Source organism: Candidatus Kaiserbacteria bacterium (genome assembly GCA_016699245.1).
Lineage (GTDB): Bacteria > Patescibacteriota > Minisyncoccia > Phycocordibacterales > UBA918 > Damh-18.
Genome location: CP064968.1, coordinates 640,348 through 662,594, shown reverse-complemented (window position 1 = coordinate 662,594; position 22,247 = coordinate 640,348). Strand labels below are relative to the sequence as shown.

26 protein-coding genes and 1 tRNA gene are annotated in these 22,247 nt (G+C 43.5%); 20 read left to right on the top strand and 7 right to left on the bottom strand.

The window, feature by feature from the left end; translation table 11 throughout:
- Positions 1 to 89: 89 nt before the first annotated feature.
- Together IPH92_03235 and IPH92_03230 are read right to left on the bottom strand one after the other, a co-directional pair.
- Entirely contained in the window at positions 90 to 404 is a 315-nt protein-coding gene (locus IPH92_03235; protein ID QQR64552.1) for a hypothetical protein, read from the bottom strand.
- A gap of 43 nt (positions 405 to 447) precedes the next feature.
- Positions 448 to 996 (bottom strand): RNA polymerase sigma factor, encoded by a 549-nt coding sequence (locus IPH92_03230; GenBank protein ID QQR64551.1) that lies wholly within the window; start codon positions 994 to 996, stop codon positions 448 to 450.
- A 290-nt stretch (positions 997 to 1,286) separates the two neighbouring features.
- Between IPH92_03230 and IPH92_03225 the strand changes: the two genes are divergently transcribed.
- The gene (locus IPH92_03225) at positions 1,287 to 1,877 is read left to right on the top strand and encodes a PAS domain-containing protein (protein QQR64550.1); all 591 of its coding nucleotides are present in this window, start codon (positions 1,287 to 1,289) and stop codon (positions 1,875 to 1,877) included.
- A gap of 33 nt (positions 1,878 to 1,910) precedes the next feature.
- Here the strand turns inward: IPH92_03225 and rsgA are convergent, their stop codons facing one another.
- The 5 genes from rsgA to IPH92_03200 all read right to left on the bottom strand — a co-directional run bounded on the left by rsgA (position 1,911) and on the right by IPH92_03200 (position 5,643).
- A complete protein-coding gene (rsgA, locus tag IPH92_03220) occupies positions 1,911 to 2,990 on the bottom strand; it encodes a ribosome small subunit-dependent GTPase A (GenBank protein ID QQR64549.1) in 1,080 nt (359 codons plus the stop codon).
- Between the two features lie 76 nt (positions 2,991 to 3,066).
- Positions 3,067 to 3,720, bottom strand: a complete 654-nt coding sequence (locus IPH92_03215) for a hypothetical protein (GenBank protein QQR64548.1) — start codon at positions 3,718 to 3,720, stop codon at positions 3,067 to 3,069.
- Between the two features lie 44 nt (positions 3,721 to 3,764).
- Positions 3,765 to 4,526 (bottom strand): tryptophan-rich sensory protein, encoded by a 762-nt coding sequence (locus tag IPH92_03210; protein QQR64547.1) that lies wholly within the window; start codon positions 4,524 to 4,526, stop codon positions 3,765 to 3,767.
- A 316-nt stretch (positions 4,527 to 4,842) separates the two neighbouring features.
- A tRNA-Ser gene (locus tag IPH92_03205) sits at positions 4,843 to 4,929 on the bottom strand.
- A gap of 102 nt (positions 4,930 to 5,031) precedes the next feature.
- Entirely contained in the window at positions 5,032 to 5,643 is a 612-nt protein-coding gene (locus tag IPH92_03200; protein ID QQR64546.1) for a ComF family protein, read from the bottom strand.
- A 52-nt stretch (positions 5,644 to 5,695) separates the two neighbouring features.
- Here IPH92_03200 and pilM point away from each other — a divergent pair, with 52 nt between their 5' ends.
- The 19 genes from pilM to gatA all read left to right on the top strand — a co-directional run bounded on the left by pilM (position 5,696) and on the right by gatA (position 22,246).
- Entirely contained in the window at positions 5,696 to 6,790 is a 1,095-nt protein-coding gene (pilM, locus tag IPH92_03195; GenBank protein ID QQR64545.1) for a type IV pilus assembly protein PilM, read from the top strand.
- Positions 6,791 to 6,852: 62 nt separating this feature from the next.
- Positions 6,853 to 7,608 (top strand): hypothetical protein, encoded by a 756-nt coding sequence (locus IPH92_03190; protein QQR64544.1) that lies wholly within the window; start codon positions 6,853 to 6,855, stop codon positions 7,606 to 7,608.
- On the top strand, positions 7,605 to 8,171 hold the full coding sequence (locus tag IPH92_03185; protein QQR64543.1) for a hypothetical protein: 567 nt from the start codon (positions 7,605 to 7,607) through the stop codon (positions 8,169 to 8,171). The genes IPH92_03190 and IPH92_03185 overlap by 4 nt, the downstream gene beginning before the upstream one ends.
- 13 nt (positions 8,172 to 8,184) lie before the next feature.
- Complete coding sequence (locus IPH92_03180; protein QQR64542.1) at positions 8,185 to 8,484, top strand: hypothetical protein; 300 nt, start codon at positions 8,185 to 8,187, stop codon at positions 8,482 to 8,484.
- Between the two features lie 23 nt (positions 8,485 to 8,507).
- Positions 8,508 to 10,331, top strand: coding sequence for a type II/IV secretion system protein (locus IPH92_03175; protein QQR64541.1), 1,824 nt, complete (start codon positions 8,508 to 8,510; stop codon positions 10,329 to 10,331).
- A gap of 17 nt (positions 10,332 to 10,348) precedes the next feature.
- Positions 10,349 to 10,714: a response regulator transcription factor gene (locus tag IPH92_03170; protein QQR64540.1), complete on the top strand. Its 366-nt coding sequence runs from the start codon at positions 10,349 to 10,351 to the stop codon at positions 10,712 to 10,714.
- A gap of 5 nt (positions 10,715 to 10,719) precedes the next feature.
- Entirely contained in the window at positions 10,720 to 11,790 is a 1,071-nt protein-coding gene (locus tag IPH92_03165; GenBank protein ID QQR64539.1) for a PilT/PilU family type 4a pilus ATPase, read from the top strand.
- Positions 11,791 to 11,794: 4 nt separating this feature from the next.
- A complete protein-coding gene (locus IPH92_03160) occupies positions 11,795 to 13,003 on the top strand; it encodes a type II secretion system F family protein (GenBank protein QQR64538.1) in 1,209 nt (402 codons plus the stop codon).
- A gap of 150 nt (positions 13,004 to 13,153) precedes the next feature.
- The gene (locus IPH92_03155) at positions 13,154 to 13,642 is read left to right on the top strand and encodes a type II secretion system protein (GenBank protein QQR65451.1); all 489 of its coding nucleotides are present in this window, start codon (positions 13,154 to 13,156) and stop codon (positions 13,640 to 13,642) included.
- A gap of 41 nt (positions 13,643 to 13,683) precedes the next feature.
- The gene (locus tag IPH92_03150; GenBank protein QQR64537.1) at positions 13,684 to 14,112 is read left to right on the top strand and encodes a type II secretion system protein; all 429 of its coding nucleotides are present in this window, start codon (positions 13,684 to 13,686) and stop codon (positions 14,110 to 14,112) included.
- A 232-nt stretch (positions 14,113 to 14,344) separates the two neighbouring features.
- Positions 14,345 to 15,049: a transposase gene (locus IPH92_03145; protein ID QQR64536.1), complete on the top strand. Its 705-nt coding sequence runs from the start codon at positions 14,345 to 14,347 to the stop codon at positions 15,047 to 15,049.
- Between the two features lie 2 nt (positions 15,050 to 15,051).
- Positions 15,052 to 15,873, top strand: a complete 822-nt coding sequence (locus tag IPH92_03140; GenBank protein ID QQR64535.1) for a prepilin peptidase — start codon at positions 15,052 to 15,054, stop codon at positions 15,871 to 15,873.
- Entirely contained in the window at positions 15,866 to 16,507 is a 642-nt protein-coding gene (locus tag IPH92_03135; protein ID QQR64534.1) for a prepilin-type N-terminal cleavage/methylation domain-containing protein, read from the top strand. Before IPH92_03140 ends, IPH92_03135 begins: the two co-directional genes overlap by 8 nt.
- A 5-nt stretch (positions 16,508 to 16,512) precedes the next feature.
- Positions 16,513 to 17,121: a prepilin-type N-terminal cleavage/methylation domain-containing protein gene (locus IPH92_03130; GenBank protein QQR64533.1), complete on the top strand. Its 609-nt coding sequence runs from the start codon at positions 16,513 to 16,515 to the stop codon at positions 17,119 to 17,121.
- Positions 17,122 to 17,126: 5 nt separating this feature from the next.
- Positions 17,127 to 17,669 (top strand): prepilin-type N-terminal cleavage/methylation domain-containing protein, encoded by a 543-nt coding sequence (locus IPH92_03125; protein QQR64532.1) that lies wholly within the window; start codon positions 17,127 to 17,129, stop codon positions 17,667 to 17,669.
- Positions 17,641 to 18,309: a hypothetical protein gene (locus tag IPH92_03120; protein QQR64531.1), complete on the top strand. Its 669-nt coding sequence runs from the start codon at positions 17,641 to 17,643 to the stop codon at positions 18,307 to 18,309. Before IPH92_03125 ends, IPH92_03120 begins: the two co-directional genes overlap by 29 nt.
- Before the next feature lie 107 nt (positions 18,310 to 18,416).
- On the top strand, positions 18,417 to 20,444 hold the full coding sequence (gene ligA / locus IPH92_03115; protein ID QQR64530.1) for an NAD-dependent DNA ligase LigA: 2,028 nt from the start codon (positions 18,417 to 18,419) through the stop codon (positions 20,442 to 20,444).
- Positions 20,445 to 20,516: 72 nt separating this feature from the next.
- A complete protein-coding gene (gatC, locus tag IPH92_03110; protein ID QQR64529.1) occupies positions 20,517 to 20,810 on the top strand; it encodes an Asp-tRNA(Asn)/Glu-tRNA(Gln) amidotransferase subunit GatC in 294 nt (97 codons plus the stop codon).
- Positions 20,811 to 20,815: 5 nt separating this feature from the next.
- Positions 20,816 to 22,246, top strand: a complete 1,431-nt coding sequence (gene gatA / locus IPH92_03105) for an Asp-tRNA(Asn)/Glu-tRNA(Gln) amidotransferase subunit GatA (protein ID QQR64528.1) — start codon at positions 20,816 to 20,818, stop codon at positions 22,244 to 22,246.
- Position 22,247 lies beyond the last annotated feature (1 nt).

The following is a 22,247-nucleotide window of genomic DNA, read 5'->3' as shown; positions in this document are numbered from 1 at the left end:
CATACGCGCAATATGCGTATTGTCCTACGATGTGTCTAAAAAAGAGGAGACCGTGGCGGTATCCCCTTTCTTAAATGTATGGAGTGGTATTAGAATGCTTTAACATCGTCACCAACAATGGTGAAGTCTGCTGCGGTACTGAGGAGAAGTACTCCACTATGCATGTGAATGTTTGGAGCAGTGTTGATTGCAGTTCTCCAGTCCGGTGCGGTAATTGAGCGAACTTCTCCCTGTGCATCTACATATGCGTATGAAGCAGCATTTGCAAAGAGTGGAAGGCTTACCGCGATGATGCTGAGAAGCGCGAGTCCCATGCCAAGTACCATTTTTGTACCAGCGGTCATTTGAGTGTTCTGTGTGTTAAACATAAAAATATTTCTTATGCGAATAATATCTGTACACATGAGTAGTGGTTCTATTTATAATGCCGTGTACCTGTCCAAATTATTACAAGGTACGCCTACGAACGAGTGTTTTAGCCACATTTTGTGTATAGAGCACCTTTAGTTTTTCAAGTCCGCGGTGTATCTGTACCGCCACGGTGTTGCGTGTCTTTCCCGTAATCAAGGCAATTTCTGCAATAGATAAATCCTGTATGTACCTGAGACGTATCACCTTTTGATACATTGGCGGAAGTTCATCGATGAGCGCGATTGCCTGTGTGCCGTCGAGTATATCTATACTTTGATCGGTAGTGTCTACTCCAGGAGAAAATCCTTTTTCAATGAGCCCATCAAGAGACGTCGTTTGACGCTTTCGATACTCATCAATAATGAGTGCCTTTAAAATATGATAGTGAAATGCCTCCATTACTTTTATTTTCCCTCCTTTAACAAGATACTTCCAGGTTTTGAGGAAGGTATCTTGGATGAGGTCGTCGGTAAGCGGGAGGTTGTGTGTCCGAGAACGTGCGTAGCGTTTGAGATTCACACCAAAATCATCGTACCCAGCGGTAAGAAGAATTCGCTGTCGTTTCATGTGTGCTTGTGAAATCATATATAAAGGTATGCCGTACTGCTACCAGACATATTACAGAGGTATTACACACGCGTGGGTGTGTGACGGATAACGCTTGAATTGGAGTGGTAAAACCTTAGAGTCTGTACCGTAGAGGATTACACCAGTATGACAGATTGGTGTTTTTTGAAGTTGTTCTTACCCACGATTATATCATAATTTCCATCATTGAGGAATAGGTTACGAATGACTGCAATAATATGCTTGTGTATACGGCTAGCAAATACAAGGAGAACAAGGAGAATTGTTTAAGGGTATAAAAACATTGTATGACAATATCAAATAACACGATGACAGAAGCGGGGATGCAAGAAAAAATTCTTACCGACGACCTCTTTGGTGAATTGTGGAATGAAAGTTGGGTGTATATCAAGACAGTGGTTGATGTCGTGAGAGAGCCGATGCTCATTCTTGATGGTCGCTTTTGTGTGATGGCAGCAAACGAACCCTTCTATCGGATGTTTCAAGTCGAAAAAAATGATACAGAAGGGAAAGTGGTGTATACACTCGGAAATGGTCAATGGGATATACCCGCACTTCGCGAATTGCTTGAAGAGATTCTTCCACACAATACTTTTTTTAACGGTTTTGAAGTCACACACATTTTTCCCGCAATTGGGAGAAAGGTGATGCTCCTCAATGCACGGCAGATGTACTATAAAGAAGATGCGACAACGAAAAAATTTCCTCCCATCATCTTGCTTGCGATTGAAGATGTGACGGGAATCATGGATATTGCAGAGTCACTTGCAGGGCGTGTAAAGGAATTTGATTCTGCGTATAGCAATCGTACGGGGAAACTGGAAGTGCAGGTCGCTCGCCTTGAACGAGAAATGAAACGAAACAAGAGGAATGAATAATAAAAACTCCCGCGGCCTAGGGCCGCGGGAGTTTTATTCGCTTGGTTCCTTAAGTTCACGTAACGTCTTTTTAATTAACTTCCCAAATTTCTTATCTTTTCTGCGCTTTTCTAAGTCGTTCATTTCGTTATATTTGTTTTCATTCAAAAGCCTCAAGTAATTTTGATACCGTGCCTCATCCAACTCACCCTCCTGAATGGCGCTTTGCACTGCACATCCTGGCTCACGCATATGTGTGCAGTTAGCAAATTTGCATTCGGTCCCGAGGGAGACGATGTCATCAAAGGTCTCTGTGATACCTGTCTCAACCTCCACTACTCCCACTCCGCGTGTCCCAGGATTATCTATCACGATACCGCCATTTTTGAGGAAATACATTTCACGAGCAGTGGTGGTGTGTTTGCCACGTTTTGTGGAGTCACTTATCGTACCTGTTTTAATGGTGTCGTCTTCTAAGAGGGTATTGATGAGTGATGATTTACCAACTCCTGATGAGCCAAGAAAACAATGCGTCTTTCCTGTATGTATATGCTCTCTGAGCACGGAAAGTCCTGATGTGGTACGGGTGCTCGTGGTGAGTACTTCTATATCGGGGAATCGGTGATGAATTTCCATAATCTTTTCACGCAATACGTCTTCTTCTACCAAATCACTTTTATTGAGTACTAAAACAGGAGTAATGTGCCCTTCACGTGCAAGCACGACATAGCGTTCAAAGCGATTAAGATTATAGTCTCGGTCGAGTGACTCAATAATAAAAGCAGTGTCGATATTGGTACCTATTATCTGTGTATCTTTGGCGTCGTTGTGTTTTTTCTTGAGGACGGTTTTTCGAGGAAGAATGTCTCGAATCATTGCTTTTTCAGAATCGAGTATTTCTATAATGACAAAATCACCAACTGCAGGGAAATCGGCTCGCTTCAAAGCGGTAAAGACATGTTTCCCTGTAATTTTCGCACTGTATTCACCATGAATACTTTTGACGGTGTATGACTCTTTGTGCTCCGCAATAACACGCGCGATGACAGCCTCTGTTTTATCAATGGGTGCATGGGTATCAAAAAACTCCTCATACCCGAGGTCTTCAAGAGTAATGATGGGCGAGTGGGGCATGTGTTTCAGTATATATCAAAAAATGAAAGTGGGAGGGGCGATTCAGAACCACGATATGTATGGTGTGTTACCCACCTCACTCAATGGTGGCAGAAATTAAATAATGGTCAATCGAACCAACTTTATGTTTTACAATTTTGACATCTTTTTCCTTTAAATCATGCGTGATAAATATTTTATCTAAGGATAATTGTATGCGGCATGTTGCACCAAGATGCTTGAGGCAATCAGTATGATTTTTTATAATTTCATTGTATGAAGCTCGGTCTCTTTTTGAGAAAAAGAAATCGTTATATATCCAAAAATTTGTGTCACCGAGAATAACTCCTTTTTCTCTTAGTAAATCTGGAAGAAGAAGGTTCGTTTGCACAGAACGCACCTTTGAGGAAAAGGCGTGCAGGTGTATAGGAAAAAAGGTAATGCCATTAATTTCATAATCATTACTATACGTACTGTGTATTTCAGTAATTGGATAGTTGCTCAAAAAAAGTGACAGTGCGTGTGTCTCGGTTTGAATTTTTAATGAATAGGGAAAAACGGAAAAGTGGTCACGAAGTAAATCTGCATCTTCATGTGTTGCGATTTCTTGCAAGAATACAACATCAGCATTTTCATTCTTCACAAGAGCAACAACAGCATTTGTATCTTTTCGCTGAAAAGCATAATGCAACGCTCTTTTTGTGTACATAATCCATATAAAGTTCCCAATATTAAACGAGACTATTTTCATATATTAGTGTAAATACTCTATTGCAATAATGGGTTGCATATATTTCAGCATTTCTTATACAGTATCCTTCCAATAAAAAATACAAACAACAGTAAACATAGAATTGCCGTAGCGATAACGCTCGGGTATTGACCATCAAAACCACCTGCAGAGACATGTTTAAATAGTATCCATGCATACGCCCAGACGAGCACTATGCCGTAAGCGACATTTTTGTCTTTATTCATTCGAAGTACTCCAATGAGTGCACCGACGAGTAAAATAATGCTTGTCCAGATAAAGTCGGCAATGCCAAATCCGTTCCAGCCAATACTCACTAAAAACACCGTAATGTTGGCAATGGAGGCCACCGTAATCCAGCCAAAGTAGATACTAAAAGGCGCCCAGATAAAAAGTTTTTCGGGTGTGGTAAAGTGCTCAGCGCGAAGGATGTCGGCAATCTTGATGAGGAGAAAAAGCAGTGTCGCCATAATAAACACTGAAAGACCAATAAAGTCATAGTGCCACGCAAATATCCAGGAGATGTTGGCGAGTGAAGTAGCAATAAAAAGTGGATTGATTTTTGTGAAGAGGTCCTCTGTTTTTTTATCCTTCTTCACAAATTGGTAGATGATATACGCACCGAGCAAAAGGTAAATCAAGCCCCAAATAGAAAAGGCGGGACCCGCAGGAGCGAAGATATTTGGGTAGGCATCAGATATATCGCCTGTAGAGCGATTGTTGAGGGGTAGGCCATTCGCTAAAAAATTCATCACGACCATGCAAGCGTACGCGACGAGGGTTCCGGGAAGTAGGTATTTTTGCATAGAGAAAAAATTATTTATTACTGGGTCATGTAGACATAGAGTATAAAAGCCATCAACAGCATTAATGATACCATTTTGTTTGATTTTGATTCAGTAGCAAATCAAAAACTATGTCCAATACACACCGCTCAAGAAAATAACCACCTGACGGTGGTATTTTCTACGAGCGGAGAGTGTGGGATTTGAAACCTACAGTTTCAGTACCCATTCAGGATATTTTTGTTCGTCCACAGGACTCAAAAAATATCTCTGAATGGCTTCAAATCCCCAAACAGTCTCCCAGACTGTTTGCTCTCCTTGCTCACTTCATTCACTGCGGAGAGTGTGGGATTTGAACCCACGAGGGCGTTTAAACCCTGCCTCGTTAGCAGTGAGGTGCTTTCGACCACTCAGCCAACTCTCCAGATATGTTGTTTCAACCGTACACGCGTGTCACGTCACTGAAATAAATATGCCTGTGACGCGAGCAAGAATACCATATTTTTTTATAGGGCGCACACGTACCCTAGTGCGCAAGTGCGACACAGGTCACGGAGGCGGGGGAGTGCTGTAACAGGGTGGCTTTTGCTGCGCGGAGTGTTGCGCCAGTGGTCATGACGTCGTCAATAATAATGATGTGTTTTCCGGTGATTTCGCTCCCGTCCGCGACGCCGAAGGCGTTGCGGACATTCACGAGTCGCTCGGCGCGCTGTAACTCTGTTTGTGGCTGCGTGTCGCGCGAGCGTTCAAGGATATCGGTGCGGATTATTGTATGAGGAGAACATGTTGCACGACGCACCACTTCTGCTACCTGATTGTATCCGCGCGCTCGCATCCGTTTTTTGGAAAGGGGAATAGGGAGGATGTAGTTAATATGTTCCAGTCTACCTATATGTAGTGACAGGAGTGTTCCTAAAAGTAAAAATGAATGCTCATTCCCCTTGAATTTTGCTTCGTGAACAAGTGCGCGTATACGCGGGTCGCTATACGCACTGAGCGTGTATACACCATCTACAGAACGGCATACATATATTTTTCCGATAGTCACAGTATCAAGTGTCTGCACCAGTCGTGCGTCTTTTGAAGGAGGGAAGACGATATCGTATAGGTGTGAAAAAAACCTATAAACAAATTTCATGTGAATATCTTAGCATCAAGTGCTAGAATGTATGTAACTATATAAAGCACCTATGGCATTTGATCTTTCGACACTCACATCACTTCTCAAAACGGATACTGCGAAAGCTGCGACACGCTCCGGTGTGCTTGGTATTGATATCGGTACATCGTCTATTAAGGTTGTGCAAATTAAGGATGTAAAAGGACTACCCACACTCGAGACGTATGGCGAACTCCAACTCGGTCCTTACGAAGGTATCGACCTCGGCAGAGGGACACATCTTCCTGCACCTAAAATAGTGGAGGCACTTGTTGATATACTTCGTGAAGCAGGAACCACAGCAAAAGATGTTGTGTACGCGTTGTCCTACAACGCGAGTTTCACCACGACAATCCAAGTTCCCACAGTGGAACAAGAAAAACTCGACGCAATGGTCCCTGTGGAAGCTCGTAAATATATCCCCGTATCACTCACAAAAGTAGAATTAAATTGGTTCCCTGTCGGAGTACATCCCGAAGAAAGAGTCACTAATGTACTTGTCTCTGCAATCTACAACGAAGCACAGGAACGGTATATGTCCATTATGGCAGGATGTGGCCTTAAGGTAATTGCTCGAGAGATTGAAATTTTTAGCATGATTCGCGCAGTACTCACTCCTACGGATGATGTCGTTGCCATTATTGATTTTGGTGCTACATCATCACGACTTTGTATAGTAAAACAGGGTGTTCTTGTGAAGACGCACAGCCTCCTCCTTTCTGGTGTAGAAATTACGAGTATACTTGCAAAAACGCTTGCAATTGAGTTTAAAGAAGCAGAAGATTTAAAACGCGCGGTGGGTCTACGGGGAATGGAAGATGATGTCCGTATTCAAAAAACAATCATCAGTGCACTCGAGCGTGATCTTCGAGAAATTTATATGGTGATTAAGCGTTACGAAGATGAAGATAAGGTTGCCGTACAAAAAATTGTACTCTGCGGGAGTGGCGCTCAACTTACAGGAATCCAAACGTATGTGCAGGATATGTTCTCGCGCCCTACTATTTTAGCAAATCCATTTGCAAAGGTGTCCTACCCGGCATTTCTTGAAGACACCCTCAGACATGCGGGACCTACCTTTGCAGGTGCACTTGGTGTAGCGTTGCGTGTATTTCAAAATGAATAATAAATACCCTGTCCACAGGTGAGAGATGTTGTAGTTAGTCTACAGGCATTATAATAAGTCAAATGGCATATATTCCTCGTTCTTCATTTGGACAAGCACCGAGCATCATCCCGATGCAGGTTAAAAAGAAGCATACGATTCGCATTGTGAATCTTTTGGGTACTATTATGTTGTCTGGTGTTGTAATATCTGCAGTAGGTGTTTTTGTGTATAAGCAGTATCTCAATAATCAACTCCAGAGTGTTCAGTCAGAACTCAATGGGCTGAGTGGCAGCGATAACGAACGCAAAATGAAGGAAATTGAGGTATATGACCAAAAATTGACCATTGCCCATGGTTTGCTCAACAATCACCTCTCAACATCAAAAGTTCTTGCCGAAATTGAAAATATTACAAAACAAACTGTTCGCTTTAAAACGTTTGAATATATATACGACCCAGGTTATGAAGCAGAAGTAACACTTGGAGGAGATACGAAAGCACTCACTTCGGTGGCACTGCAAAAGATGGAACTTCTCAAAGGAAGTACTTTTTCTGACTTTGTAGTGAGAGGTATTACTACGGAGCCAATCGCAAATCCAAATGCTGATGACTCAAAAGAGGTCTCTAAAAAAGAAGAAGATAAAGGTGCTGAAAAGTCCCTGGGTGTTGGATTTGAAGTGGTGGGTATTTTCTTGAAAGATAAAGTTGCATACACGGGTGCTACACCTATACGACAAAATTTTACATCTCTTGATACAGCGTCCGCTACGAACAATGGAACTGACATTGACAAAGTAACCCCAAGCACCGCTACGAGTAACAATCAAATGCCATGATTTTGCGCACGCTTACACCCGTTCTTACAATTATAATTGCCATACTTTTATTCGTGTTCTTTGTAAATCCAAAGTATGACGAAATTGTTGCTGTACAAGCAGAAATTGCAGAATACGAAGATGCTGTTCTGAAATACAATAATTTCACCAGCAAACTTGAAGCAAAAATTTCCACAAAATTAAATCGTCCTGCGATAGAAAACGAACGTCTAGATAGATTTGTTCCAGAGGAAATCGATACAACACAATTGCTTGTCGATATTGAATCGCTTTCTCGTCGTCACAGCTTACTTTTTGGGAACATACAAGTGGAGAGTGGAGACACGGACCTCGTGCGAAGTAATGCCACCTCAGAAAATGTCATCGTGAAGAGTGATGAATTACAAACTGCAGATATCTCTTTTGCAGTTATTGGCACATACGAACAGTTTAAGATGTTTCTTCTCGACATAGAAAAGAGTATGACCTTATTTGAGGTAATTAAAATATCACTCGATGCAGATGACTTACCATTCCAACAATATGAGGTTACCGTGCGTGCTTATTCGTTACCAGAAATGTAATTACGTGTGATGTATGTCTAGTTTGTTCAAAAATCTCTTCGTTGCACTCGGCATTGCACTGCTTCTTGGCGGGGTATATTACGTTGCGACGAGTGGCTCTGATGAAGAATTCGTTGATGATGGTGCAGGTATGTCGGACACTGATGTATCGGTGCGTACTCAAAAAATCCTTGCAGATACAAGGCAGATTGATGAGTATGCACTTGATGTGTCAATTTTTGAGGATCAGCGGTTTAGGACTTTGGTGGATTATACAGTTTCTATCCCAGACGTTTCGACAGGCCGTGCTAATCCATTCGCTCCGGTTGAGTAATTGCCGGTAATTATTTTGAATGTATGAATTTACTCGCACTACTTGCAGAGAAGGGAATTGTCGACGCAACGTTACAAGCGCGTGTTTCTGACCGTGCAACTCAGGATGGTTCTACCTATGAAAAAGCGCTCCTTGCAGAAGGAGTGGATGCAAACATCATTCGAAATGCTATTGGTGAATACTTCGACCTGCCTACACGAGAAATTACCGAACGTGAACGTATCGAAGCTTCGGTGCTCAAGTATCTCTCAGAAGATTCTGCTCGCCACTACGGCATTCTTCCGATTGAAATTGAGGACGATGTTCTTATCGTGGGTATCACCGATCCTGAGAACCTCTCTTTTCGTGACGCACTCAATTTTATTACTGCAAAGGATCAGATGCCTTATAAAATTGTGCTCATTCTTGAACATGACTTTGAATATGGTGTTCGTTCGTACGCCAATCTTTCGGGAGAAGTAGATGAGGCGTTGAGCGTGCTTGAAACTGAACTCAAAGAGGAATCGGGAGATGATAAAAAGTCAATGGTGAGCACCCCACAAAGAAGAGGGGTAGAGCACATTAAAGAAGATGCACCAATTACAAAAATTGTCGCCACTATTTTGCGCTATGCGGTGGATGGGCGCGCATCTGATATTCACATAGAACCACGAGACACAAAAACAATTATTCGCTTTCGTGTTGATGGTGTTTTGGTGCGAAGTTTGGAACTGCCACAAAAAGTGCATGAGGCCGTAGTGGCGCGTATCAAGATTCTCACTTCACTACGTCTCGATGAAAAACGTAAGCCACAGGACGGTCGTTTTTCAGCAACTATCGACAATCGCCCCATTGATTTCCGTGTGTCAGTACTCCCTACAAGTCATGGTGAAAAGGTGGTAATGCGTATTTTGGACACAGAGGTTGGTGTACGTTCTCTCGAAGAAACAGGAGTATCACCCCATAATATTGAGCTTATTCGTAAGGCTATTAAGCAACCGTACGGCATCATTCTCATTTCTGGTCCGACAGGCTCGGGTAAATCCACCACACTGTATGCGATGCTTTCTGAAATAGATAGGGTAGGGATGAACGTGATTTCGCTCGAAGACCCTGTTGAGTACAACATGGACGGTGTGAGTCAGTCGCAGGTACGTCCGGAAATTGGGTACACCTTCGCAAACGGTCTTCGTACTGCACTGCGTCAAGACCCTGACGTCATCATGGTGGGAGAGATTCGTGATAAAGAAACGGCGCAACTCGCTATACAAGCTGCGCTTACGGGACACTTGGTGCTTTCTACTATTCACACCAACAACGCCGCGGGTGTGATTCCACGTCTCATTGACATGGGAGTTGATCCGTACCTTATTGCACCTACGCTCGAACTCGCGCTTGCACAGCGCCTTGTGCGTCGTATTTGTCCTGATTCCGGAAAGAAAATTATGCTTCAAAGTAGTCTTGTACGCATGATTGAGGATGAGTTTAATGATTTACCTATCGAGTATCGCGCACTTATTCCACAAACTGACCACGTGCTTTTTGCTGAACCGAGTGCAGAGTGTTCAAGTGGTACCAAGGGTCGTGTGGCAGTAATGGAGGCAATTACGGTGAACGATGAAATTGAAAAACTTATTCTTGAGAGTGCAGATGAGGATGCTATTTTGAAAGCAGCCCGCAAAAGCGGTTTTATTAGCATGAAAGAGGACGCTATTATTAAGGCGCTAAATCACATGATTCCATTTGAGGAGGTGAGTACTTTGGGGGGTTCAATGCTCATGTCTGATGAAGCAGCCAGAGAAGAGGTAAAACTCAAAGAAGAAGATCAATCAGAAGATGTCGATAACCTCGAAAAAACTGGAGTGTAACAGCGTATACTACAATTATGAAAATTTTACTTATAGATGATGATGCATTCCTTCGGGATATGTACGCGACAAAATTTAGCGAGAAAGGATACACCATTGAGAGTGCTGAAAATGCAGATATTGCACTTAGTATGCTTCACGAAAACACGTATGATGTTGTTCTTGCCGATTCAGTTATGCCCGGAATGACAGGTACTGAATTGCTCGCACGTATTCAAAAAGATAAGTTAGCAGGAAGTCCTGTGTGTATCATGCTCTCTAACCAAAGTGAGGAAGAAGACAAAAAAGCGGCACTCGCTGCGGGGGCAGTAGGGTACCTTGTTAAGGCAGAACTCATTCCAAGTGAAGTCGTTGCAGAAGTATTAAAACTCGTTTCAAAATAAGTATTATGTCAACCGTTGATTATAAAAGAGAGCTTGATGACCTCATTGATATTGTGTCATCAGAACATGGTTCTGACATCCACCTCTCTGTGGGTTCACATCCTATCATTCGTGTTGATGGTTCGCTCATTCCTCTTATTAAAAAACCTGTTTTGACCAACAAAGACGTCGCTGGTTTTATTGAGACACTCCTTACGAAAGAGCAAGAGACAAAATTTCTTGAAACACGAGAAATAGACTTTTCTTTTGCTGCACATGGTGGGATACGTTTTCGCGGTAATGGATTTTTTCAACGCGGTGCGGTATCACTGGCACTTCGCCATATTCCAAGTTTTGTACGCAACTTTGAACAACTTGCACTGCCTCCGGTGCTCGCATCGTTTACCCAACGTCCACAAGGATTCTTTCTCTGTGTAGGGCCGGTAGGGCAGGGTAAATCCACCACGCTTGCTGCCATGGTAGAACTCATCAATACCACCCGTTCAGAGCATATTGTCACCATCGAAGATCCGATTGAATACATTTTTGAGGCAAAAAAGTCACTTATCGACCAGCGTGAAGTACGCGTTGATACTGCCGACTTCCATACAGGTCTCCATTCCGCGTTTCGTCAGGACGTTGACGTCATCATGGTGGGTGAGATGCGTGGAAGGGAGACTATTTCTACCGCGGTGACTGCAGCTGAAACAGGTCACCTCGTGCTTTCCACCCTGCACACCAATAATGCCGCCCAGACTATCGACCGTATCATCGACACCTTCCCGGCAGGTCAGCAAGACCAAATCCGAGTGCAACTTTCCGGTTCGCTTACCGCTATCTTTTCACAGCGACTCATTCCGCGTATTTCGGGAGGACTCATTCCTGCATATGAGCTCCTCATCAACAATTCTGCTGTCGCCAATCTTATTCGCGAAAAGCGTACTCATGAAATTCAAACTGTCATTGAGACAGGAATGGAACTTGGCATGATTGACATGAATCGCTCGCTCGTAGAGCTCGTACGAAAAGGTGAAATTACGGTGGAGAACGCATTTGCGTATTCAGTCAATCCAAAAGGTCTTGAGCGTTTAATGTAATTCTATGTTATTTACGTATACTGCAGTTGATAAAGAAAGTACTCCTCGTGATGGAACGGTGGATGCTCAGAATATTCAGGCAGCGATTGAAACCGTGGAAGGGCGTGGGTACACCATTATTTCAATTGATGAGGTTAAAAAAAGCGATACTGCATTTAATTTTGAAATCACTTGGTTTCAGCGAGTGACCAACAAGGAGATTGTTATTTTTTCACGACAAATTGCAACGCTTTTTGAAGCCCAGGTTTCTGCGCTACGTATCTTTCGTCTTCTCGCTGCTGAATCGAGTAACAAAATGATGCAAAATATCCTGAATGACATTAGCGATAATCTACAGGGAGGAAGCTCAATCTCAAACGCCCTCGCACGACACCCTGACGTATTTTCGCCATTTTATATCAGTATGGTGAAGTCAGGAGAAGAGTCAGGAACGCTCGAAAAGACTTTCATGTACCTTGCCGACTATCTCGACCGTATGTACCAAGTGGTGTCAAAGGCCCGCAATGCACTCATCTATCCTGCATTTGTTATTTCTGTATTTGTTGCCGTGATGCTCCTCATGCTTACCTTGGTGATTCCAAGTGTGAGTAAGATTCTCATAGATTCAGGACAAGAACTTCCTATTTATACAAAAATAGTTATTGCGCTCTCTGACTTTGTGCGTAATTTCTTTCCTTTGATTATTCTGCTTATAGCGGGTGCGGGGGTGTTCTTTTACCAGTTCAAAAAAACAGTAGCAGGGAAGCGTATGCTTGATGAACTCAAACTCTCTATCCCATTCCTCGGATCCTTGTATGAAAAACTTTTCCTCACTCGTATTTGTGACAACCTCTCCACAATGCTTACAAGTGGTATCTCTATGGTGCAAGCACTTGAGGTAACAAGTGACGTCGTAGAAAACGAAGTGTATCGCGAAATTATCGAAACTACGCTTGCTGATGTAAAGGCAGGTAAGTCTTTTGCTGATTCTATCTCTGAATACAGAGAAATTCCTGGCGTACTTGCACAGATGAGTAAGGTAGGAGAAGAAACAGGTAAACTTGGGGATATCTTGAGTACACTCGCCGTCTTTTATCGTCGTGAGGTAAATAACTCGGTAGACACGCTCATTGGTCTTATTGAGCCAGCCATGATTGTACTCCTCGGCCTCGGGGTAGGGGTACTCCTTGCGTCGGTACTTATGCCTATCTACAACCTCACCGGCGCCATTTAAAATAGCCATAGTGAAAACCCCTCGGGCGCGCTCCGCGCGCCCGAGGGGTTTTCTTGTCCACACTCCAACAATTAAATATATAGAAACACCGTATAATTATAGCAACCACACTACGTGGAGTAATATATTACTTATTTATAATTTTTTATGATGAAACAAACATTCAAACGAGGTTTCACACTCATTGAGCTCCTCGTGGTTATCGCTATCATCGGTATCCTCGCATCAGTGGTGCTCGCATCACTCAATACCGCTCGAGATAAAGGTGCAGACGCCGCAATAAAATCCAATCTTAAAAATGCCGTCGCACAAGCACAAGTTTTTTACGTATCAAATTCCAGAAATTTCTTTGGTGTTTGTGGATCAGGAGCAGGAACGATTGGTAACATGATTCATGATGCTGAAAACAAATATAAGGGTGGACAATCAACCGCTTTTGCTATTGGTACTCCTGCTACGTACACTACAGCACAATGTCATGATATTACAAACAGCGGTGGGGTACGATCAGCTTGGGCAGCCCAGGTTCCTCTGAAGGGATCGACATCAGGAGCCCCTCTTACATGGTGTGTAGATAGTACAGGAGCTTCGAAAGCGACAGCAAATCTTCTTGCATCTAATGCTACAGTCTGCCCATAAATATTATTTGTTTTGGCACTTATTTCAATTAAATTTCTACTATGAAAAAAACATTTACCCGCGGCTTCACACTCATTGAGCTCCTCGTGGTTATCGCTATCATCGGTATCCTCGCATCAGTGGTGCTCGCATCACTCAATACCGCACAAGATAAAGGTTCAAATGCAGCAATGATGTCAGACGTCAATAACGCGCGTGCTCAAATGGAACTCTTGTACTCAGACGGTAATACATACACTGGAGCTTGTGGGACTCAGAAATTATTAGACATTATTGCAGCGGTTGCAGCTGAAGGTGGTACACTCACCTGTGAAATCGCAACGAGCGGACAGGCATGGCGTATGAGTACTCCTTTGATAGCTCCTCCGGCAAGCAACTTCTATTGTGCAGACAGTGCCGGTAAGGCAGGACAGGGCGCTGCTCCTGCAGCAGTGACGGCTGGAGATGATACAACATTTATCTGTCCTTAATATCAATTTATTTTTTACTCACTTAAGATACTTATTTCTAGCTAATTCCTACTAATAATCTCTAACCTTCCCCTAGGAAGATTCAAAAACAACCTGAGCCCCCTCAGGTTGTTTTTCTCTTCTAATCCCGATGTAATCCCTAGGGTTCCCCTAGGGAAATTCGAAGGGTTGTGTAATCCCTAGGGGAACCCTAGGGAGATTTGATGGGTTGTCATATAATTAATAAAATTATATGAGTACGCGAGGTGTATCATTTGTCCAAAACGAGTATTACCACATATATAATCGCGGTAATAGTAAGCAAAAGGTTTTTCTTGTCCCACAGGATTATGAACGGTTTGTAAAACTTCTTTTTCTCTCGAATAGCATTCATTCATTCAATGTGCGTGACCTGGGTGCACAAAATGTATTTGATGTTGATCGAGAAAGGCAGTTGGTGAATATACTTGCATATTGTCTTATGCCAAACCATTTTCACATTTTACTTACCCCGCTAGAAGATGATGGAATAAGTAAATTCATGCTGAAACTCAGCACTGCATATTCCATGTATTTTAATAAAAAAAATAATAGAACAGGGACTCTATTTGAAGGTCCATATAAATCAGAATTTGTATGTGATGATCGTTACTTTAGATATCTTTTTGCATATATTCATTTAAATCCGGTTAAACTCATTGATAAGAATTGGAAGATTGATGGAGTAAAGAATGAACAAAAAACAATCGACTATTTGTTTTCCTATAAATACTCAAGTCTGTCTGATTATATAGGTGCATCAGAGATAATGAGAAAAGAAAGCACTGTTATTGATAAAGATCTTTTTGGCGAGATTTTCAATAAGAAACAAGTAGTGCTAAAGGAACTGACCGATTGGTTTAGTGATTTCCCTAGGGGAACCCTAGGGAAATCTGGCGGTGTACAGGATATGATATAGGTATGGCATTGTACTGGTACGTATTCTTTTTTGGGTTTGGGGCTATTATTGGGAGTTTTCTGAATGTGGTGATTTATCGTTTGCATACGGGGCGGTCGCTTAATGGGCGGTCACACTGTATGTCGTGTGGGAAGATGCTCTCATGGTATGAATTGCTTCCCGTGTTTTCTTACCTTTCGCTCCGTGGGGCGTGCAAGGGATGTAATGCGTATATTCCCTCGCGTTATCTTATGGTGGAAATACTTACTGGAATCCTGTTTCTCCTTGTATGGCATACCTATGCTTTTGATGTGGTACTCCTTGCACTCAATTTGGTTTTAGTATCAGCTTGTGTAGTGATGCTTGTGTATGACATGCGACATATGATTATTCCGAATGAACTCACACTACTTGTGGCTGGTATTGCTGCGATATTTCTCGGTTATGGAGTCAGCCAGGAAGAGGACGCATTATTTATTTTTGGACACGTTGTTGCAAGTCTATCCGTAGCATTCTTTTTTTGGGCATTGTGGTTCGTCTCGAAGGGGAGGTGGATTGGGTTTGGAGATGTGAAACTTTCGCTTCCATTTGGCTTTCTTGTGGGGCTTGAAGGGGTCTTTTCAATGGTGGTGTTTTCATTTTGGATTGGCGCAGTTGTAAGCCTCTCATTACTCGGTCTTGAACGGCTCACAAAAAGGGGAAAAATACGCTTACACTTTCTTTCATCATCGCTTACAATTAAGAGTGAAGTACCCTTTGCGCCATTCTTCATCGCAGGATTTCTTTTAGTACACCTTTTCCATGCAGATATCTTCACCCTTACTCACACCATTTTCTTTGAATAAGTACACTACGTACAAACGACGTGGCTTTACGCTTATTGAACTCCTCATTTCGGTTGCGATTATCGGTGTTTTGACCGCATTGGTGACGGTAAAATATAAGGCGTTTGATAGCACGACCCTCCTGAAGGGTGCTGCATACGAGATAGCGCTCACCATCCGTGAGGCACAGGTAAAGTCTATAAGCGCTGTGAGAAGTACTGCAGGATTTGATTATCCACGTGGCGTGAGTGTTACTCCAGCTCCAGGCAGTACACCAACAACTGCAAGTAAGACCTATCTTGCATTTCAATTTCGGGATTCTTCACTACCACCTTATAATGATATAGCAGACAGCGACCCTGATGTTGCGACTATTCTCGGAACATCAACACTTGATCGTTCCATCTATGTGAGTGATGTGTGTGTTAATCCTGGAAACGATTGTACGCCATCAGGTATTGATATTTCATTCCGCCGTCCCGAGTTTAAGGCGCTCTTTCATGGGCGGAACTCTTCAGGTGTGAACTTTACACCAGCGCAGGACGAAGCTATTTCAGACGTCACCATTAAAGTTACCTCAAGCAACAATACTGCAAACGTATTTCTTGTGACTGTGTCACAGTTGGGTCAAATTACAGTATCAAAACAACCATAATGAATATGTACCATAGATTTCATATACATCATATAAATAAAGAAAGAGGAGGGTTTTCACTTATAGAACTCATGGTTTCTCTGTCAGTGTTTGCCATAGTAATGGTGGTGAGTACGGGGACACTTATTACACTCATCGATGCTAATGCAAAAGCGCAGGCACTTAACACCGCGATGACCAACCTCTCCTTTGGGCTCGATAGTATGACGCGTGAGATGCGCATGGGATATAGTTATAATTGCTTTACTTCTGATAGTAGTGCTATCCAACCTTTTCCAGCTCCTGCTTCTAATGATTGTACTGGCGGAAAGGATGCAATTGCATTTTATCGTGAACGCGATGGCAAACGTATAGGGTATCGTCTGCAATGGGGTACAATTCTACAACAAAAAATCGAAGGGGACCCGTGGAAGAATCTCCTCGCAAACGATGTGATTATTAGCACCTTCAAACTTGTTGTAAAAAATACTGATCCATATAGTGGTGGTGGAAATAACACAAAACAACCAACAATTGATTTCATACTTAAGGGGTATGTGAACAACGGACTCGATACAGATACTGATTTCAATATTCAAACTCACATCGTACAGCGTCGATTAGATATACTATAAATTATATGCATAATGTTTCGTATACAAAAGGCTTCACTCTGGTAGAGACACTTGTCGCAATCTCTATTCTTGTTGTGGTGATTGTAGGCCCCATGACTATTGCCCAAAAGGGGGTACAAAACGCATATTTTGCAAATAACCAAGTCACCGCAGTCTTTTTGGCACAGGAAGCTATTGAAGGAATACGTGAGTTGCGTGATGAGGCAGCACTAAAAGCGTATCAGAATGGTACTTTGGATACTGACACTTGGCTGACTCTTCTTAATTGTAACGGTCCATATGGGTGCAAATTCTTACGGGAGAATACTAGTAATCCATATATAAAATGTGATGTACTTGATGATTGTAAATTATTTGTTGATAGTAATGGTGTGTATTCACACACTACAGGGTCTCCTAGTCTTTTTACACGTACGGTGACTATAGGCACAGCGGTGGGCGGCGGAGTGCCTGTTGAAGTGAGCGTCACCTGGAAAAGCAAAAATATTAACCGAGAGGTAAAACTGCAGACATGGATATATGACCACTACCAGCGCTATGGGAATTAATATGATGAAATACATTCAAAAAAAGGAAGGGGTCACACTTCTTGTAACATTACTTCTTGTGGGCGTATTGCTTGGTATTAGCACCTCACTCCTTAATATTAGTTTAAAGCAGTATCAACTAGCGGGTATTGCATATTCTTCAGAGATTGCTTTTCAGGCGGCGAATGCCGGTATGGAATGTGCACTCTATCATGATTATCCTAAAACAGGCTCAAGTACTTTTGCGGTACGTGCTAATGGGTCTGAGCAAGTTGCACAACCAACACTTACCTGTATGAATGGAGGAGCGGTGAATGTCGTTGGTAAACCAAATACACCAGGTACGGCAAGTTATGCTGGCGATAATGACGGTTTTTCTGTAAGTGGGGAAGAACAAAACTTTCAATTTGATTGGGGAACAAACCCTGTTGTGTGTGTGGATGTGAGTGTGTACAAATATAAAAGCGATTCAATGAACCTCATTCGTTCAGTCAATGGGATTGATTTTGGTGGAGTAGATGGTCTTGGAAATCCGATTTTGTGTACTGCCAACAGCGAATGTACGATTGTGCAGTCGCGTGGGTACAACCAAGATTGTGCAACAGTTAATGCGGGAACAAATCTGCGTACTGTTGAGCGAGAGTATACTCTGGTGTACTAGGTATCTAAATGGATGGGGTGATAATCCCGTGGCAATTTTCTGAGGAAAATTGCCACGGGATTTTAGACAACACATGCATAAGAATGCTTTTCATATTACTATAGGGTATGTCCAAAATAACCACGAGTGACAAAGACCGCGCCCAAACCTTGGCGGCACTCATTGCGCACCACCAAAAGCGCTACCATGAACAGGATGCGCCTGAAATAAGCGATGAAGCGTATGATTCTCTCGTGTCTGAACTCCGTGGACTCATCGCAGAGAATCCATCACTTACAGATCTGTATACAGCAATAGACGCGGTAGGTGGGCGTCCTGATAATGCATTTGAGAAAGTGAAACACCGTGTGCGACAGTGGTCTTTTGATAATGTGTTTACCGATGCAGAACTCGTTGCGTGGGAAGAGCGCCTTATGCGCGTGCTCGAAAAAGAGGGATTGGGGAAAGAAAAAGTATTCTACGTGAGTGAGCATAAAATAGACGGATTAAAGGTAGTACTCGAATATGAAAAGGGTGTGTTCTTGCGTGCAGCAACCCGCGGGGATGGGGAAGTGGGAGAGGACGTGACCCATACCGTGCGCACGATACACGACATCCCTCATACACTCAAAGTACCCGTGACGCTCATTGCGGTGGGTGAGGTGTGGCTCGGAGAGGATGAGTTTAAAAAGGTGAATACCGCGCGCGAAGCGCGCGGTGAGCAACTCTTTGCAAATCCACGCAATGCAGCAGCGGGATCACTTCGCCAACTCGACCCTGAAGTAACCCGTGCGCGCAAATTATCATTTTTTGCCTACGATATTGATTTTCTTGATGAAGGAGTGGTACCTGTTCCTACAACGCAGTGGGATGAATTATCTCTCCTTAAAAAACTAGGCCTTGCCACAAACCCCCATGCACATTTGTGCGTATCACTTACTGATGCAATCGCCGACAACAAAAAGTGGGTGCCCAAAAAGCATAGTATGCCCTATGGTATGGACGGCACGGTACTCAAAGTGAATGAAGTGCGACTTCAGAAAATTCTTGGCTATACTGCCAAATCACCACGCTTTGGGATTGCGTATAAGTTTCCTTCAGAGCAAGCAACTACTGTGGTGGAGGATATCGTATTACAGGTAGGGCGTACGGGAGTGCTGACACCGGTGGCGCACCTCCGCCCCGTGCTCATCGCAGGCTCTACAGTCTCACGTGCAACTCTCCATAATGAAGATCAAATAACACGCCTTGATATCCGTATTGGTGATACCGTGATTCTCCAAAAGGCGGGAGATGTTATCCCAGAGATTGTATGTGTGGTACGTGAGTTGCGTCCAAAAAATACAAAAAAATACCAGTTTCCTACCAATGTGCCCGAGTGTGGAGGGGATGGGAGCATTGAGCGCGTGCCGGGGATGGCTGCATGGCGATGTGTCGCGCAGGATTCCGACATACTCCATCGCCGCCGCTTGTACTACTTTGCGTCACGCGGTGCAATGAATATTGATGGCCTCGGCCCACGCATTATTGACCTTTTCCTTGATAATAATCTTATCAATACTGCATCGGATTTATTTACCCTCACCCCTGGTGACCTTATAGGACTTCCAGGATTCAAAGAAAAATCTGCGCAAAATGTAATCACTGCGATTGAGCAGGTACGGAGCGTGCCACTCTACCGATTTCTCGTTGCTCTCTCTATTCCGCATGTGGGTGAGGAGACTGCCCGCATTATTGCAGAGGAATTTAAGAGTATAGAAAAAATACGTCGCGCCTCAAGAGAAGATTTAGCAGGTGTGTACGGAGTAGGGGAGATTGTGGCAGAGTCTCTTGCGTCATGGCTTGAAGATAAAAACCATCAACATGAACTTGATGCGCTTCTTGCGCATATTCAAACTGAAAAGGTAGAGGCTACACCACGTGCCGCCACGCTACTTTCAGGAAAGATTGTTCTTTTTACTGGGACACTTGCGAGTATGAGTCGGGAGGAGGCAGAAGAACGCGCCCGCGAAGCGGGCGCGCATGTGACGAGTTCTGTCTCAAAAAAGACTGACTATGTGATAGCGGGTACTGACCCAGGCGGGAAGGTAGCAAAAGCAGAATCCCTTGGCGTACCCATACTAAATGAAAAAGAATTCCTCGCTCTTTTGAAATAATTTAAAAACAGTGTCGTGGTTTTGTATTCTGGAAACTTTAAGCCTCAGATGCTACTATAGCCCACATATATTATGAAAAAAGAAGATATAGAACATCTTGCAAAGTTGTCACGTATTGCGCTCAGTGATACAGAAACCGATGCACTTGCGAAGGATATTACGAGTATTTTAGGCTATGTGAGCGAAATCGAGGCAATCACCGGGAGTGGTGCTGGAGAAAAGAAAGTAGGCGCTCTCTATAATGTGATGCGCGAGGACAAAAATCCTCATGCACCCGATATGTATACAGAAGATATTTTATCGCAAGCACCAGAGCGTGATGGTCGGTATGTGAAGGTTCAGAAGATACTCGGTGATAAATCGTAATGATTATGTTGACTACTATTACAGCCCTCCGCAAGCAATTTATTGCAGGCACATACACACCACTAGAAGCGCTTACCGACATGCGTGCGGTTATTGATACTCGTGATCCAGAAATTCATGCATTCCTCGATGTGTATGAAGATGCACGTGAAGACGCACAAAAAGCAACCGAACGCTATGCCCAAGAGGGAGCGAATACTCCTATACTTCTTGGTCAGCCACTTGCAATCAAAAACAATATTCTCATGAAGGGAAAGCGTGCGACCGCAGCATCAAAAATGCTTGAGCACTACACCGCCCCCTACGACGCCACCGTTATTAACCGTTTGCGAGAACAGGGAGTAGTCTTTGTAGGTGCAACGAATCTCGATGAGTTTGCGATGGGTTCTTCGACCGAAAACTCTGCTTTTGGCATGACGAAAAATCCTATCGACCCCAGTCGTGTTCCTGGTGGTTCTTCTGGTGGTTCTGGTGCGGCAGTCGCCATGGGCGCGGCCGTGGCAGCACTCGGCACCGATACGGGTGGCTCCGTGCGTCTTCCTGCGAGTTTCTGTGGGAATGTAGGATTCAAACCCACATACGGTCGTATTTCCCGACATGGACTTATTGCCATGGGTTCTTCTCTTGATCAGGCTGGCACTTTTACTAATTCTGTAGGTGATGCCGAGATTCTTTTTAATGTACTCCATGGCAAGGATAGGTATGACGCAACAACGATAGATGAGGACACATTCCCCGTAGTCCCTCTTAAAGAAAAGTATCGTATTGGTGTTCCGCGGGACTTCCTTGGAGAGGGAATGGATGCAGACGTGCTCGCACTTTTTAATGAAAATGTAGAAAAACTCACCAAAGCAGGTCATGAGATAGTGGACGTGTCACTTCCACTTATGAAGAAGGGACTTGCCGCGTACTACATTGTGATGCCGGCAGAAGTTTCTTCGAATCTTGCACGGTACGATGGTATGCGCTTCGGGCTTCGCGTGGAGGGAAAGGATTTGCTTGAAGACTATATGCAGACTCGCGCAGCAGGATTTGGTGCCGAGGTAAAGCGCCGTATTCTCCTTGGCACCTACGTACTTTCAGCCGGCTACTACGATGCGTATTACGGCAAGGCAGAGCATGTGCGCGTGATGATGCGTGAGGAAATCGGAAAGGCATATGAAAGTGTTGACCTCATTATAACTCCTACCGCACCAACACCAGCCTTCAAAATTGGTGAAAAGAGCGACCCGCTCTCTATGTATCTTGCAGATATTTTCACGGTACCCATAAATCTTATTGGTGTACCTGCAATTTCTATCCCCGGAGGCACGGTTGTGCGTGATGGCGTCGCACTTCCAGTGGGTATTCAATACATCGCACCCCATGCAGGCGATGAACGACTCTTTGATTTTGGGAAACGCACATACGATACGACGCTCAACATCGCTTCGTAGT